At 45.2% G+C, this 16,183-nt stretch carries 16 protein-coding genes; 11 read left to right on the top strand and 5 right to left on the bottom strand.

The features are described 5' to 3' along the window. The first annotated feature begins 120 nt into the window (after nt 1-120). The 8 genes from cesB (at nt 121) to trhO (ending at nt 6,945) form a co-directional block, all read left to right on the top strand. On the top strand, nt 121-1,005 hold the full coding sequence (gene cesB, locus V756_RS0116270; protein WP_024715593.1) for an enantioselective carboxylesterase CesB: 885 nt from the start codon (nt 121-123) through the stop codon (nt 1,003-1,005). Between the two features lie 200 nt (nt 1,006-1,205). Continuing rightward, nucleotides 1,206-1,739: a CDP-diacylglycerol--serine O-phosphatidyltransferase gene (gene pssA / locus V756_RS0116265; RefSeq protein ID WP_024715592.1), complete on the top strand. Its 534-nt coding sequence runs from the start codon at nt 1,206-1,208 to the stop codon at nt 1,737-1,739. Further along, a complete protein-coding gene (locus V756_RS0116260; protein WP_024715591.1) occupies nt 1,730-2,218 on the top strand; it encodes a DedA family protein in 489 nt (162 codons plus the stop codon). Before pssA ends, V756_RS0116260 begins: the two co-directional genes overlap by 10 nt. Then, nucleotides 2,211-3,023, top strand: a complete 813-nt coding sequence (locus V756_RS0116255; RefSeq protein ID WP_024715590.1) for a phosphatidylserine decarboxylase — start codon at nt 2,211-2,213, stop codon at nt 3,021-3,023. The genes V756_RS0116260 and V756_RS0116255 overlap by 8 nt, the downstream gene beginning before the upstream one ends. A 36-nt stretch (nt 3,024-3,059) precedes the next feature. Further along, nucleotides 3,060-3,338 carry a hypothetical protein gene (locus V756_RS0116250; protein ID WP_024715589.1) on the top strand — a complete coding sequence of 93 codons (279 nt, stop codon included), beginning with the start codon at nt 3,060-3,062 and terminating at the stop codon, nt 3,336-3,338. 105 nt (nt 3,339-3,443) lie between these two features. After that, nucleotides 3,444-4,784: an erythromycin esterase family protein gene (locus tag V756_RS0116245; RefSeq protein ID WP_024715588.1), complete on the top strand. Its 1,341-nt coding sequence runs from the start codon at nt 3,444-3,446 to the stop codon at nt 4,782-4,784. 105 nt (nt 4,785-4,889) lie between these two features. Further along, nucleotides 4,890-5,768, top strand: a complete 879-nt coding sequence (locus V756_RS0116240) for a helix-turn-helix domain-containing protein (protein ID WP_024715587.1) — start codon at nt 4,890-4,892, stop codon at nt 5,766-5,768. Between the two features lie 208 nt (nt 5,769-5,976). Then, the gene (gene trhO / locus V756_RS0116235) at nt 5,977-6,945 is read left to right on the top strand and encodes an oxygen-dependent tRNA uridine(34) hydroxylase TrhO (RefSeq protein ID WP_024715586.1); all 969 of its coding nucleotides are present in this window, start codon (nt 5,977-5,979) and stop codon (nt 6,943-6,945) included. Nucleotides 6,946-6,979: 34 nt separating this feature from the next. On the opposite strand, the gene gltP is transcribed toward trhO, so the two are convergent. The 3 genes from gltP to nagB form a co-directional block, all read right to left on the bottom strand. Then, nucleotides 6,980-8,224, bottom strand: a complete 1,245-nt coding sequence (gene gltP, locus V756_RS0116230; protein ID WP_024715585.1) for a glutamate-aspartate/proton symporter GltP — start codon at nt 8,222-8,224, stop codon at nt 6,980-6,982. A gap of 145 nt (nt 8,225-8,369) precedes the next feature. Continuing rightward, entirely contained in the window at nt 8,370-10,265 is a 1,896-nt protein-coding gene (gene ptsG / locus V756_RS0116225) for a glucose-specific PTS transporter subunit IIBC (RefSeq protein WP_024715584.1), read from the bottom strand. Between the two features lie 20 nt (nt 10,266-10,285). Next, the gene (gene nagB / locus V756_RS0116220; RefSeq protein ID WP_024715583.1) at nt 10,286-11,035 is read right to left on the bottom strand and encodes a glucosamine-6-phosphate deaminase; all 750 of its coding nucleotides are present in this window, start codon (nt 11,033-11,035) and stop codon (nt 10,286-10,288) included. A gap of 218 nt (nt 11,036-11,253) precedes the next feature. On the opposite strand from nagB, the gene gamR reads away from it, so the two are divergent. The 3 genes from gamR (at nt 11,254) to V756_RS0116205 (ending at nt 13,545) form a co-directional block, all read left to right on the top strand. Next, the gene (gene gamR / locus V756_RS0116215; RefSeq protein ID WP_024715582.1) at nt 11,254-11,961 is read left to right on the top strand and encodes a transcriptional regulator GamR; all 708 of its coding nucleotides are present in this window, start codon (nt 11,254-11,256) and stop codon (nt 11,959-11,961) included. A 31-nt stretch (nt 11,962-11,992) separates the two neighbouring features. Beyond that, on the top strand, nt 11,993-12,268 hold the full coding sequence (locus V756_RS0116210) for a DUF1648 domain-containing protein (RefSeq protein WP_024715581.1): 276 nt from the start codon (nt 11,993-11,995) through the stop codon (nt 12,266-12,268). 206 nt (nt 12,269-12,474) lie between these two features. Next, nucleotides 12,475-13,545, top strand: coding sequence for a branched-chain amino acid aminotransferase (locus V756_RS0116205; RefSeq protein ID WP_024715580.1), 1,071 nt, complete (start codon nt 12,475-12,477; stop codon nt 13,543-13,545). Between the two features lie 35 nt (nt 13,546-13,580). Here V756_RS0116205 and mmuP read toward each other — a convergent pair whose 3' ends face one another. Continuing rightward, entirely contained in the window at nt 13,581-14,993 is a 1,413-nt protein-coding gene (mmuP, locus tag V756_RS0116200; RefSeq protein WP_024715579.1) for an S-methylmethionine permease, read from the bottom strand. 120 nt (nt 14,994-15,113) lie between these two features. Then, nucleotides 15,114-16,061: a homocysteine S-methyltransferase gene (gene mmuM, locus V756_RS0116195; RefSeq protein ID WP_024715578.1), complete on the bottom strand. Its 948-nt coding sequence runs from the start codon at nt 16,059-16,061 to the stop codon at nt 15,114-15,116. Between the last annotated feature and the right edge of the window lie 122 nt (nt 16,062-16,183).

Raw genomic sequence — 16,183 nt, 5'->3', positions numbered from 1 at the left:
CAATCTATATACTGGAAATTTATAATGTGAGATAATAAGAAATAGGTATTTTTTCTTACGAGACAAAAAGGGCAGTAGCCTTTATTTTATATCAATCAAATCTGGAGGAAAAAGAAGAAGATGACACAAGATTCGATGCAATTTGCCGCGGCTGAAAGCGGTCTTCGCTTTTACCAGGCATATGATCAAAGCCTTTCTTTGTGGCAAATTGAGTCGGAAGCATTTTATGTTTCTACTCGTTTTGGAAAAACACATATCATAGCAAGTGGGCCAAAGGACGCACCTTCGCTCATTTTGCTTCACGGGGGACTTTTCAGCTCTGCAATGTGGTATCCGAATGTTGCGGCGTGGAGCAGTCAATTTCGTACATATGCTGTCGATATAATAGGAGACAAAAATAAAAGCATACCAACAGCTGCTCTGCATACGAGAGCTGATTGTGCCGAATGGCTGAAAGACGTATGCGATTCGCTCGAGCTTCAGACGGCACATTTGGCCGGCTTTTCGCTTGGAGGATCATATATCGTTAATTTCTTGCTCCAAGCGCCTGAGAGAGTAGAGCGGGCGGTTGTGATGAGTCCTGCTGAGGCGTTTATTTCATTTCATCCTGATGTCTATAAATACGCTGCGGCGCTTACAAGTGCAAGCGGAGCCGAGGCATATATCAAGTGGATCACGGATGGCCGTTATGATCTGCATCCTGTGCTGCAAAGACAAATTGCGGCAGGTGTTGAATGGCAGGATGAACAAAGAACCCTTAGGCCGACAGAAAACGGTTTCCCATACGTGTTCACAGACCGGGAATTGAAATCGATTGCGGTCCCGATCCTGCTGATGTTCGGTGAGCAGGAGGTCATGTTCCATCAGCAAATGGCTTTAGAGCGGGCTTCGGTATTGGTACCTGGAATTCAGGCTGAAATCGTGAAGAACGCCGGACATTTGTTATCTCTGGAACAGCCTGAGTACGTTAATCAGCGTGTCCTATCCTTTTTGAGCGGGGAGTAAAATTGTAAGAAACATGTAAAGATTGGCATTCATTGTTCAAAGGGTAACAAATGATGTATAATAATAGAATTTGGTGCTGCTTTTTTTGAGAGCATTCTATGTTATCATGCTTAATAGAGAAAATTTTTTCCTGTAACGCTATTCGATCCATATCGTCGAATGATATAGATGGTTTTTACAATTGGAGGTTTGGTTACACTGTGAATTATATCCCCTGTATGATTACGATAGGAAACTTTACTTGCGGACTGCTGGCGATTCACTCATTGTTATATCACAATATTCATTCAGCAGTGCTTTTCATTTTTACCGGCATGTTACTCGATTTCTTTGACGGGTTGGCTGCACGTAAGCTGAATGCCGTTTCTGATATGGGAAGAGAACTGGATTCGTTTGCCGACCTGGTGACGTTTGGCGTGGCCCCTTCTATGCTGGCTTACAGTGTCGCATTGTACGCCCTTCCATTTATCGGGATTTTATGCGCATTGACGTACAGCATTTGCGGAATGCTTCGACTCTCTAAATTTAACATTGAACAAAGCAAGCTTCCGACATTTATCGGGATGCCGATTCCATTTGCGGGCATGTGTCTCGTTATTCTAAGCTTTGTCTATAACCCGATTCTGCTGGCGATCGGAACGTGCGGACTTTCATATTTAATGGTGAGTAAAATCAAATTTCCTCACTTTAAAAAACATGCGGCAGACAACCTGGAGTCTGAAAGATGGAATTAGTTCAGCAGCTCATAGCGGATTACGGTTATCTCGCTATTTTTTTAATGCTGGTGCTCGGAATTGTTGGATTGCCGATTCCAGATGAAGTGATGATGACAGTCGTCGGCTACTTTACACATACGCATGTGCTGAATTATGAGCTTTCGATTTTGATCAGCTTCGTCGGCGCTTTGTTAGGTATGCTGATTAGCTACATGATCGGCAGAAAAGCCGGGCGCCCGTTCATCGACAAGTATGGCAAGTGGGTCGGTTTAAAAGAAAAGAGAATGATAAAAGTAGAAAAATGGATGAATAAATACGGTCCATATTCTCTTATTTTAGGTTATTTCATTCCCGGTGTCAGACATGTAACGTGTTATTTCTCGGGAATCGGCAAAATGGACCTAAAAACGTATATTGCGTTTGCGGCAATCGGCGCCTTTTTATGGTGCTTTATTTTTATTACAATCGGAAGGGTTATAGGGATTATTCATGTTTAATACGGCTGTAAAGATTCTGTATCGATCATTGATAGAGCTGACAAATCATCGTCTGTCGTCTTATATGATTAAAGGGTTTTGCGAGTCAAAGATCAGTAAGCCGGTTATTCCGCTTTTCTCGAAGCATTTTCGGATCAACTGGGATGATGTAGATGGCACGTCTGCTGATTACGGATCACTGTCCGAATTGTTCATCCGGCGTATTAATTTGGAGCGGCGCCCTGTTTCAAAAGAGGCGCATGCGGTGGTCAGCCCGGTTGACGGTGTTGTTCAGACGATAGGAAAGATTAACCCGAATCAAACCTTTACGGTAAAGGGAAAAGATTACTCATTCGCTGAGCTGACCGGCTGTAAAAGCGCAGACCATCAATACAACGGCGGATACTTTATCGTTCTGTATTTAAGCCCGCGTCATTATCACCGTTTCCATTCTCCGATCAGCTGCAAGTATCAAAAACTGGCCGAGCTTGGAAATCGCTCATACCCGGTAAATCAATTAGGGTTAAAGTACGGAAAAGATGTGCTGTCGAAAAATTACCGGCTTGTATACAAGCTGAAGGGCGGCGGCAGTCAAAATGTCCTGATGATTCCCGTCGGGGCGATGAATATTAATTCTATCGTGCAGACGAGTACACGGGACGAGCTGGAGATCGGCGAGGAGCTTGGCTACTTTTCATTCGGCTCAACCGTCATTTTGATTTTTGAAAAGGACGCGTTCCAGCCATCTGCCAATATAACAGAAGGCCAGGAAGTTCAAGTCGGAGAACTGATAGGTTATGAAGAGCATAAAGAGGAGCTTGCATAGACGCAGCGCCTCTTTTTTTGAAGAAAGGTGAGGCTCATGGAGAAACAAATCATCAGCTGGATCACGGATTATCAGAACACCGGAGATGAAGCCGTCCTGAGACAGCTGCGGGAAGCGTGCTGGCCGATCGTTGAATCGGTTCTGCGGGAGAAGGCAGCTGATGAAGAGCAAGTGAGTGATTTGCGTGAGAAAGGAATCGAGCGGTTTCCGTTCATCATCAGCAAATATCAAGCGGATGTGCAGCTTCCGGTTGAGACATTTTTACGAAATACGTATCGGTTTTACTTTCATCAGGTGATGAGAGGGACCAGATAAAGCTTCTATCAATCGAGAAGCTTTTTTTGTTGATCAAAAAAAGGAAACTTTTTCTATGTCAATCTCGTAACTCCTAGAGAACCTAATAGAAAAGGAGAGATAGATTTGAAACGAATGATAGTGAAAACGGCCCTGCCGCTGCTGATTGTCTGTTTGGTGTTTACTTCTTTTTCAGCCTCCGCGCGTGCTGCTACTGAAGAAAAGCATTGGGGGCGCTGGATTGAAAAACATGCAGAACCGCTGGATGCTTCCGCTGCTTCAAACAAAGACCTTCGCTTTCTGAAGAAGGTGCTGAAAGGAAAACGAATCGTTCAATTAGGAGAAACCACACACGGTGCTGGCGAAATCAACGCCACCAAGGTTCGCATGATCAAATACCTTCATGAAGAACTGGGATATGATGTGTTGGCCTTTGAATCTGCCTTTACCGATACTAATGCCTCCTACCTCAATATGGACCAATCCACACCTAAGAGCACGATGAAAAACTCCATTTATGCTGTATGGCACACAGAAGATGTCGTTGAGCTGTTTGATTATATGAAAGAGCAAAAAGAGAAAGGCGATCCGCTGATTCTTACCGGTTTTGATATTCAAGGCATGAAGAATTCATTCAATGATGCCGCGAATCAATGGGTAAAAGCCGTGGACCCGGAAAAAGCGGAGCTGCTTTCCCAATCAGAAAACGATTTTTCAAAATTGGTGACAGACAGCAGCACGTTTGCAGAATTTACGCAAAAGAAGGAAGCGCTTGTAAAAAACTATCAGGAGCTTATCAAGTTCGCTGAAAATAACGCTTCAGCGCTAAAAGCACACCTTCCGAAAGAGCCAAAGGCTTATGAGATCTTTATGCATTCTCTTCAGCTGAGAATTGACGTCATGGAAATATATATGCCCCAAGAAATGAAACAAAATCTAAAAGAACCACTGGAGAGATTAGAAGATGTCCCGTTTATTTTAAGAGATCGCATGATGGCTGAACAATTTGAGTGGGTCGCGGATAACCTTTATCCGAAACAGAAAATCATCGTCTGGGGCCACAATTACCATCTTCGCAAACAGAATACCAAAATGATACAAGATTGGACGTACGCAAACGGACCTAACATGGGTGATTATTTACCGGACAGGCTGAAAAAACAAACATATACGATTGGCATTTATGCGTATTCAGGTGCGAGTCTGGACAGCATTGATAATAAGACGGTTATCCCAGTCACAAGCCCGCCGCCGGCTGGAAGCCTTGAAGCTTTGCTCAAAGCTGCAGGCCATCCAGCTGTCTTTGTTGATGTTCTCCATACCAAAAACAAGAAAGGCACTTCGTGGATGTATACCCCGCGGGCAGCACTCTATTGGGGGCGCACGGAAGAGCAGATGATCGTGAAGGAACAATATGACGGTATCATTTGGCTGGAGCATATCACGCCATCAGTCATTATCAAGTGAGAGATATCCCCTGTGGCAACAGGGGATTTTTACATATCGCAAAAATAATCAAAACAAGAAAGCTGTGATCCATTAGTCTAAAACAGAAAGGAGATTGAAGCGTGAATGTATTATGAAAAAGCTGTCCAGAAAACAATCGATTGGATTGAATCACATTTACATGAACAAATATCACACGAGGATATTGTAAGTGTTTCAGGCTTTTCCAAATTCCATTTTCATCGGATTTTTCAAAAAGAAGTCGGCATGTCGGTTGCTTCTTATATTCGGTTAAGACGTCTCGCAAATGCAGCGGCAGCTTTGCTTTATACAGATGTTCGCATTATTGATATTGCTTTGTGTTATCAGTTTGAATCTCAAGAAGCATTTACGAGGACGTTCAAAAAACTGTACCACATGCCGCCTGGAGCATATCGAACATTTATGAAGCGTTTGACTTCAAAAAAGGAGGAATCTTGCATGGAGAAAAAAATGAAAGGCTGGGTATTGAGCGGGAGCCATCCATTCCAATTCGAAATGGGGGTTGACCGGGAAAATGTACACCAGGGAAAAGTGTCAGGGTATTTAAAATCAACGATGGTGCAGGATATCGGCGAATTTGCGACGATGATGCAGCAATTTAAAGCAGATCGCTATCTGGGGAAAAGGCTTCGTCTATCCAGTTTTATCAAAACAAAAGGAGTGCAGCATTTTGCCTCCCTTTGGATGAGGGTTGACAGTGCCGCTGATGATGTTCTCCAATTTGATAATATGAGCAACAGGCCTATTACTGGAACAACCAATTGGAATCATTATGCTGTCGTTTTAGATGTCCCTGAAAATAGCGCTGTGATATCTTTTGGTGTCCAATTATCAGGCCCTGGTCAAGTGTGGATGGATCATGTTGTTTTTGAAGAGGTAGATGAGAGCGTTCCTTCAACAAACCTTGAAATGCCGGGAGAACTCTTGGATGAGCCGGTAAATCTATCTTTTGAAGAAGAATGATAAAATTAGTTTTCAGATAACTACTTTCGTTAGTAAGTTAATGGGAAATACCATTCTGTGTTTATAACCCCTTGTGCCGCGTGAGTTTGTAAGAGCTTGGATATTTTTATCAGTCTGGGCGGATATGTTCATCTTTGCGGCATTTTCCTGTATGATATAGTAAGAGTGTGCATAGCAACTAACTATAATTGAACAGGGTGTTTAAATCATGGAAAAACAATACAGAGTATTACTTTACTATAAATATGTTCCGATTGAAGATCCAGAGACGTTCAGAGAACAGCATCTGGCTTTTTGTAAGGAGCTTGGTTTATTAGGCCGTATTCTTGTTTCTTCTGAAGGAATTAACGGTACGGTATCAGGTACGTTTGAGCAGACCGAAACATATATGCAAACAATGAAAGCTGATCCTCGTTTTGCTGATATGGTATTTAAAATTGATGAAGAAGAAGGCCATGCGTTCAAAAAAATCTTCGTCCGTCATAAGAAGGAGCTTGTAACGCTTCGTCTTGATGATGATGTGGATCCGAATGAAACAACAGGACAGCATTTGAAGCCTGCGGAATTTTATGAGAAAATGCAGGATCCAAATACAGTTGTGATCGACGCTCGCAACGATTACGAGTATGATCTTGGCCATTTCAGAGGCGCTGTCCGTCCTGACATTGAAGCCTTCCGTGAATTGCCTGAATGGATCGAAGAAAACAAAGATATGCTTGAAGGCAAACAGATTTTAACGTACTGCACAGGCGGCGTGCGCTGTGAAAAATTCTCTGGCTGGCTGATGAAGCAAGGCTTTGAAGATGTGTCACAGCTTGACGGCGGAATCGTGACATACGGAAAAGATCCTGAGGTGCAGGGCAAGCTTTGGGACGGCCAGTGCTACGTATTCGATGAAAGAATCAGCGTGCCGGTCAACCGTGTTGAGCATGTGATTGTCGGAAAAGACTACTTTACAGGCGAGCCGTGTGAGCGTTATGTGAACTGCGCAAATCCAGCATGCAACAAAAAAATGATATGCACACCGGAAAATGAGTATAAATATATGCGCAGCTGCAGCCACGAATGCCGCACGAACCCGAGAAATATGTATGTCAAAGAGCACAATATGACAGAGGAAGAAATAAATGCAAGACTGGCAGCAATTGAAAATGCAGATCAAGCTGCTGCTCAATAAAAAAAGAACACCTCGGGAATGAGGTGTTCTTTTTTTATAAGCTTTCGGTTTGTCCGTTTACGGAGGCCCATTCTTTTTGACGGAAGGCTTTTTCCCATTTTGATACGACGATGCAGGCTATCGCATGGCCTGGCACATTTACGCCTGTTCTCGCCATGTCCATGATGCGGTCAACGCCCGCTATAATCGCAACACCTTCAGCCGGCAGCCCTACAGCATTGGCAGTCGCCAGAAGAACAACAAGCGAGCCTGATGGAACAGCTGCAATGCCTTTACTGGTCATGACCAGCACAAGCATCATGAGCAGCTGCTGGGACAAGGTCATGTCTACATGAAAGGCCTGCGCCAGAAAAATACAGGAAACCGATAAATATAAGCTGGAGCCGTCACAGTTCAATGACAAGCCGGAGGGAACGACGAATGATACCACTCGTTTCGGACAGCCGTATTTCTCCATTCTGTCCATCAGCTGGGGGAGAATGGTTTCTGTGCTGGTGGTGGAAAAAGCGATCAAAAACAGATCCCATATCATTTTTAACACTTCGAAATATTTAATGTGAAAAATGAGACCGACAAGCGGAAAGAGGACGAAGAGGATCAGGAACAGACCAAGGAATACCGTGCCAACGAGTTTAAACATAGGGAGAAGGAGCTCGATGCCATATTGGCCTACAGAAGCCGCCATCAAGGCTAATACGCCGATAGGAGCAGTCACCATGACGATTTGCGTGAGTTTGAACATAATTTGAGCAACGGATTCAAAGAAATTCATCACTGGTTCAGAGGCTTTGCCAATACTGGCAGCGGCGACACCGAATAAAATGGCAAAGAAAATAACGGCAAGCAAATCATTTCTGGCCATCACATCAACAATGTTTGTAGGGATAATATCGAGGATCATTTGTTTGAAATCAACAACTTTATCTGTGTAGCCCGACAGTTCATTGATATCTTTTTTCGCCAAATGGGAGAGATTAAGCCCGACACCCGGTTTTAAGACATTCGCTAATAAAAGGCCAAGCACCAATACAAGCGTGGTAATTACTTCAAACCAAATGATCGTCTTGATGCCGAGGCTGCCCATTTTTTTCATGCTTCCGCTTCCTGCGGCTCCGATGACAATAGTAGAAAACACAATCGGCACGACAATCATTTTAATCAAGCGGATAAACCCGTCACCGACAGGCCGCAGTGCCATTCCGAAATCAGGAAAAAAGTGTCCGATCACTGCACCGGCTGCCAAAGCGATTAAAATTTGAAACGCAATCAATTTTTTCAAATGAATCCCCCTTTAGAATGATAGAATACAGGCATATTCATATCATTCGTGAATCAAAGGCAAACACCTTTTTTCAGATTATTTTATTTTGATAGCGCTTTCATTATGTTGGTAAAAAAGACCCTTGCTAAGAAGGGGGTCTTTTTTACTTCATGTGGATGTGTTTCATCTCTTCTTCAGATGCATTCGTGAAAATAACCGGTGTCACAGCCGATGCGGCATGCTGCTTGATATAGTCGAGATTACATGTAAGAAGCAGTTCGCCCTGTTTGACGGCTTGTCCGCTCGTGACATGGGCTTCAAAGCCTTCCCCGTTCAATTTGACTGTATCAATGCCGACGTGAATCAGGATTTCGGTGCCGCCGGCGCTTTTAAAGCCGATAGCGTGCTTTGTTGAAAATATGGAGACGATTTCCCCGTCCGCAGGAGCAACGACTTTTCCTTCTGATGGATCAATCGCAAACCCTTCGCCCATCATTTTCTCTGAAAAGACTTGATCAGGCACGTCTGCCAGAGAGACTGTTTCTCCTTTAATCGGATAAATAAAGGTCTCACTGGAAGCCGGCTTTTGCCGTTTATCAGTTTCCGTATCCAGCGCAGCGGCGGTGTCAGGGACTCCTCCGGCTATGATCGTGTTGATGTCGTCTTTTAAGGCATCGGACTTTGTTCCGAATATCGCCTGGAAGTTGTTGTTGACTTCAAGCACACCTACTGCGCCAAGCCGTTTTAATTCATCCTTGCTGACTTGGCTCGGCTGATGAACGGTCACACGAAGCCTTGTAATACATGCATCCAGGTTGGCGATATTTTGCTGTCCGCCTAAGGCCCGCAGCACATGAAAGGCAAGCTGATCTTTTGCGACAGGCGCTTTTGCCTCAGTCTGATCGGCTTCATCTGTTTCACGGCCTGGCGTTTTCAAGTTCCACTTCAAAATCGCGAATCGGAACAAATAATAATAAATGAAGGCAAACACGATCCCGACAGGAATGACAACCCAGCCGTTTGTCGACAGCCCGTAGTTCAAGACGTAGTCAATTCCGCCGCCTGAGAATGTATAGCCGTGGCGCACATGGAATATATCACAAACGACAAAGATGACGCCGGCAAGAATCGAGTTAATGAAATAGAGCACGGGCGCAACAAACAAGAATGAAAACTCAACCGGCTCTGTAATGCCCGTCAGCATAGATGTGAGCGCCGCAGATATCATAACGCCGGAGATCATTTTCTTCTTTTCCGGACGCGCGGTATGGATAATGGCGAGAGCAATTGCCGGCAGACAGAAAATCATGTAAGGGAAATCTCCCATCATAAATCGCCCGGCTGTCGGGTCTCCCGCGAAAAACCTTGTCAGGTCGCCGGTTACGATATTGCCTGTGGACGGGTCTGTGTATTCTCCCATCATAAAATAGAAAGGTGTATAAAAAATATGATGCAGGCCAAAAGGAATCAGCAAACGATAGATCGTTGCGTAAAAGAACAGGCCGACGGTTGAATCGGCAATTAAACCGCTGGCTGCGTTAATTCCGTTTTGGATCAGAGGCCAAACGAATGAGAAAATCACGCCGATCACCAATGAACCGACAGAAGTAATAATCGGGACAAAGCGTTTTCCAGAGAAAAATCCAAGGACCGGATGCAGCTCAATGGATGAAAACCGCTTATATAAATAGGCGGCGAGAAGCCCGATGATGATTCCGCCGAAAACCCCCATATCTATCAAGTGCTCGGCGCCTTCATACGGAGGCTGAAGGCCGAGCAGTTTTCCCATGTTATCGAGGGTGACGGTCAAAATGAGATACCCGATGACAGCGGCAAGGCCGGCTACCCCCTCGCCGCCGGCTAAACCGATCGCGACCCCCACGGCGAAAATCAGCGGCAGGTTATCGAATACAACGCCGCCCGCATCCTTTATAATAGGAATGTTCAGTAAATCCTTGTCTCCGAAACGGAGCAAAAGACCGGCTGCCGGCAGGACGGCAACCGGAGTCATCAATGCGCGCCCAAGCTGCTGCAGAATTTGAAATGCCTTTTTAAACATGACAGTCTCCTTTTATGATGTTATGAGTATGATGCCTCTTTTAATTTTTGAGCCGCTTTTTGATCGGCGATAATGGTTACATGATTGTGTTTTTGAAGAATGGAGGCTGGCACATCAGCTGTGACAGGGCCTTCAGCCATCTTTTGAATGGCGTCAGCTTTTTCCTCGCCGCTCGCTAAAAGCACAATATGTTTGCTGAATTCCATGATGGTTTTAATGCCCATTGACACTGCAAGTCTCGGCACCAGCACAGGATCGCCGCCGAAGAATCTGGCATTTGCCTGTATCGTGCTTTCTGACAGCTTCACCACTCGTGTCCGATCTTCAAAATCAGACCCCGGTTCATTAAAACCGATGTGGCCATTGGCGCCAATGCCGAGAATCTGTACATCAATGCCTCCCGCCTGACGGATGAGCTCCTCGTATACCTTGCATTCAGCCTCAAGCTGCGGATTGTTTCCTTGCGGGATATGGATATGGCTGGACTGCATGTTGATATGCCGAAAAAGCTGCTCATGCATAAAGTGGTTATAACTTTGCGGATGAGATGGAGAGAGGCCGGCGTATTCATCCAAATTAAATGTAGTAACCTTTGAAAAATCAATTTCGCCTGCCTGATAGTATGAAATCAGCTGCTTGTACAAGCCGACCGGCGTGCTTCCTGTCGCCAGTCCGAGGACGGCATCTTTCTTAGCTTGTATCTGTTCTTTAATAATGACAGCGCTTAACTTGCAGAGTTCGTCATAGTGCTCAGCGATTATAATCTTCATGTGACACCCCCTCAAAGAGATAGACAAGCATCATATTTGTTATGTCAATTTTCTGATAGTTGTTATTACGAATTTAGCACCGCTCTTGTCAAACTGTCAATATTAATTTCTGAAAATTCGTTATAAAAGTAGAATACAAATCTTTTATATTGGGAAGGCAAATGGTATTATGGTCTCGATCAAAAAGAACGGTTTCCATATGGAATGGGGAGAATGAAATGACAGCTTTATATTCTGTGATCAAATGTAAAATCATTGAATTAATGAAGTCAGGGAAATATCAGGCGAATGATCAGCTGCCGACCGAGAGCGAGTTTTGCGAGCAATATGATGTCAGCAGAACAACTGTGAGATTGGCTCTGCAGCAGCTTGAGCTTGAGGGATATATTAAGAGAATTCAAGGAAAAGGAACATTTGTATCGGCTGCAAAAATACAAACACCGATTCCGCATAAAATTACGAGCTTTGCAAAACAAATGAAGGGTCTGCGTTCTGAATCAAAAGTGCTTGAGCTTGTGGTGATCCCTGCTGATCACTCCATTGCCGAGATTTTGAAGATGAAAGAGAATGAACCTGTCAACAAGCTTGTCAGAGTCAGATACGCCGAGGGGGAGCCTTTGCAGTATCACATCTCATATATTCCTTGGAAAGCAGCACCGGGGCTGGCACAGGAAGAGTGCACCGGTTCGCTGTTTGAGCTGTTAAGGACAAAATACAACATTGAAATCAGCAGAGGAACGGAATCGATTGAGCCGATTTTAACGGATGAAACGATCAGCGGCCACTTATTAACCAATGTCGGAGCGCCGGCGTTTTTATCAGAATCTCTCACCTATGATAAAAATGAAGAAGTAGTGGAGTATGCGCAAATTATTACGCGGGGAGACCGAACGAAATTCACCGTAGAACAATCATATGATTCATAACAATATGTGATAGGAAAGGAATGGTCGTTCTATGTTTCTATTGACGAATGAAAAGTTACTGTGGGGGTCTGTCATTGCTGCTTTCATCCTTTCAATCGTGTTTTATCCTTTTCTTCCGTCGGAGATGCCGATTCATTATGATGCAGCGAACAGCCCGGATCTGACGGTTAACAAGCTGGCGGGATCAGTGATGCTGCCTATTTTGATGCTGGTGTTTGCATGGGCGCAGAAGGTTAATTGGCAATTTGTGATTGTAGTGTATATTTTGCTGATTTGCCACATTGTCATCCTTTGTTTAGCGGTCTAAATCAGACAGCCAGAATAAATCTGGCTGTTTTCTTTAATTTCAGCTTCATCTGATCATGAAAGTAGTGTATAATAGCTGATGATCATAAAGAATATTCTGAAATTTAATAGCGTGGAGCGGCGTATCATCAACTGAGGCTTTATTTTTTGTAGCTTTAAAAAGACTGAATATTTAAACAACTACGAGTGAAAGGTGTGCTGATTAGATTGAATAAGCTTATTGAACGAGAAAAAATCACATTTCATAAGGTGAAACCCGATCCGTCATCCTTGGAATTCGGGAAATATTTCACAGATTATATGTTTGTAATGGACTATGAAGAGGGAATCGGCTGGTACCATCCGAGAATTGCACCATACGCTCCGCTTACGCTTGATCCGTCTGCGTCTGTTTTTCATTACGGCCAGGCTGTCTTTGAAGGGTTAAAAGCGTACAGAACAGAAGATGGCAGGGTGCTGCTGTTCCGGCCGGATCAAAATATCAAACGGCTGAACAGATCGTGTGAGCGCATGAGCATGCCTCCTTTAGACGAAGAGCTTGTGCTCGAAGCATTGACACAATTAGTTGAGCTGGAGAAAGATTGGGTTCCTAAGGGAAAGGGAACGTCACTGTATATTCGTCCGTTTGTCATTGCCACAGAACCAAGTCTCGGGGTAAAGGCATCCAAAAGCTATACATTTATGATCGTGCTTTCGCCTGTCGGCTCCTATTATGGCGACGATCAGCTGAAGCCGGTCAGAATCTATGTCGAAGATGAATACGTGCGGGCGGTAAATGGCGGAGTCGGCAATGCAAAAACGTCCGGAAATTACGCCGCCAGTCTTCAGGCGCAGCGAAAGGCGAATGATCTGGGCTATGACCAGGTGCTGTGGCTTGATGCCATTGAAAAGAAATACGTGGAAGAAGTAGGCAGCATGAACATCTTTTTCGTCATCAACGGGGAAGCTGTCACACCGGCTTTAAGCGGAAGCATTTTAAGCGGAATTACACGAGCGTCTGCGATTGAACTGATTCGCAGCTGGGGCATTCCGGTTCGTGAAGAGAGGATTTCAATTGATGAGATTTACGAGGCCTCTGCACGCGGAGAATTGACAGAGGTTTTTGGCACCGGTACGGCAGCGGTCGTTACGCCTGTGGGTGAACTCAATATTCATGGGAAGACCGTGATTGTAGGCGACGGGCAAATCGGGGACATCTCGAAAAAACTGTATGAATCGATAACAGATATTCAGCTTGGCAAAGTGAAAGGGCCGGTCAACTGGACGGTGGAAGTTTGAAGATGAAAAAGAACCTGCCCGGAGGCAGGTTCTTTTTATTTGGCATGCGTCATATCAGCAGCCGGCTGTCTTTTGCGATTTTTCGCATAATACACTGCATAGCAGCCGGCCATAAACGGAATGCCGCAATACAATGCGATTCTTTGGTTCGGATCAAAGGCTATGCCGATAACAGAAGCCAGACATAACAGAAACGCGGCGATTGGCACGAACGGATACAAGGGAGTCCGGTATTTTAAATCGGCAACCTTGTTTCCCGCTTCAATATAACGTTTTCTGAACATGAATTGAGAAGCGGCGATTCCCATCCACACGATAACGACCGCAAAACCGGAAATCGACACGAGCGCAACGTATACAGTATCCGGCGCAAATACGCTGGACAGCAGTGCCAGAATCCCGCCAATCATGCTGAACACCAGCGCGTTAAACGGGGTTCCTTTTGATGTCAGCTTTGCAAATGTCGGATGAAGCGTTTTTTCTTTTGATAAAGACCACAGCATCCTTGATGAAGCGTAGAGTCCGGAATTTGCCGCTGACAGGATTGCTGTCAAAATGACAAAGTTCATGATATCGGCTGCGTACGGGACACCGACTCTGTCAAAGACTGCGACAAACGGGCTTTCGATGACGCCTGCATCCTGAATCGGAATCATCCCTGACAGCACAAAAATGGTTCCGACAAAAAAGAGTGAGAGACGCCAGACCGTTGTTTTTATCGCTTTTGGTATCGTCTTGTCGGGATCAACGCTTTCACCCGCGGCGATACCAATCAGTTCCGTTCCCGAAAAAGCAAAATTGACGGACAGCATCGTCATTAAGATGGGGACAAATCCATTGGGAAAGAGCCCGCCTTCCCCTGTGAAGCTGGACAGCATCGGAGCGGCTTCTCCCCCTTTGATCGGGATGATGCCGAACATGGCAGAGCCGCCTAAAAGAATAAACAATACAATGGCTAATACTTTGATGCTGGAAAACCAAAATTCTGATTCTGCGAAAAACTTGACCGAAAATGCGTTAAGTAAGAAAATGACCAGCGCAAAGACGGCGCTCCACATCCAAACGGACGTATGGGGGAACCAGCGCTGCATTAACAGGCCTGCTGCTGTGAATTCTGATCCCAATGCCACGGTCCATGTCAGCCAGTACAGCCATGCGACTGTAAATCCGGTGCCCGGTCCTATGTATTTGGCTGCATAAGTGTGAAAGGCTCCTGTCACAGGCATGGCTACAGAGAGTTCACCAAGGCACAGCATGACCAAATAGACGATTCCGGCGCCGACTAAGTAGGCGAGTATCGTTCCCGCCGGCCCTGCCTGCTGAATGGTATAGCCTGAACTTAAAAACAGACCGGTTCCGATGACGCCTCCTAAGGAAAGCATAAAGAGGTGCCGGCTTTTCATACTTCTTTGAAAGTTTGTCTCATTCTTGTTGTGAGCAGGTTTCATTTTTTACCAACTTTCTATCGGCGGTTTATTTCCTTCCTAATAAAAAATCCCATGCCAGCGAGTGACACGAGACTCCGGCGAACCGGCTTTTAGATAGAATATACAAACAATTCCGATAAGTCAAGTTGTTTTTAAAGAGCGTGCCCAAGCCGCAATTTCTGCAATATCTTCAGGTGTTGTCCGGCAGCATCCGCCAATCAGCTTTGCACCTTTTTCATGCCAAGTTCGGGCGGTTTCTCCGTAAGGTTCTGCGCATGCCATACCGTTCCACGTTTTTGTCTCCGGGTCATATTGTTCACCTGAATTCGGATAGACGATGATCGGTTTTGATGTGCGCTTTTTTAACTCCTCGATCAAGGAAGGGATATGCTGAAGCGGCGTGCAGTTGATGCCGAGCGCTGCAATTTGGCGGTGCTCATTGAGCCACGATGCACAGTCAGCGGCAGGTGTTCCGTCACTGATATGCAGACCGTCTTTTGCACTGAAGCTGATCCACGCATATGTTTCAGGAAATTCCTTCAGCAGCCGCACAATTGCTTTCGCTTCGGTCAGACACGGAATCGTTTCACATGCCAATACATCAGCTCCCGCTTCAATCAGCGCTTTGATCCGGGGACGATGAAATTCAATCAGTTCATCCTCTGAGATTCCGTAGTCGCCGCGATACTCAGACCCGTCCGCAAGATAAGCGCCATAAGGGCCTGCAGAAGCGGCAATAATCGGTTTTGGCCGGTTCATACGGTTCTCTTCAAGCGCCCAAAATTCATCGCGTGCTTCCGCTGCGATGCTGACGGACATCGCGATGAGCCGGCGTGCTTCCGCTTCGCTCAGCCCGCGTGCGGCAAAGCCTTCAAACGTAGACTGATAGCTGGCGGTGATCGCACAGTCGGCGCCTGCCGCGAAATAATCAATATGAACTTGTTTAATCAGGTTCGGCTCTTCTATCAGGATTTTTGCCGACCAAAGACTGTCGTTCAAATCACAGCCCTTGCGTTCAAGCTCGGTCGCCATGGCGCCGTCTAGCACAATAAGCGGGTATGTATCTAGGATGTGTTGGATAGGATTCATAAAATGTACCGATGCCTTCTTTCAGATTTTTTTGAAAAAGATATGAAAATCGTAATGGACGCTTACATATTTGTCAATGAATGAAAAAGGGAAGGGTGTTCAGCCGTATGTCTGAACACCCT

Source organism: Bacillus tequilensis KCTC 13622 (assembly GCF_000507145.1).
In the GTDB taxonomy this organism is placed as follows: domain Bacteria; phylum Bacillota; class Bacilli; order Bacillales; family Bacillaceae; genus Bacillus; species Bacillus tequilensis.
The sequence above is the reverse complement of the archived record's forward strand: the minus strand, read 5'-3'. Positions and strand labels throughout refer to the sequence as shown.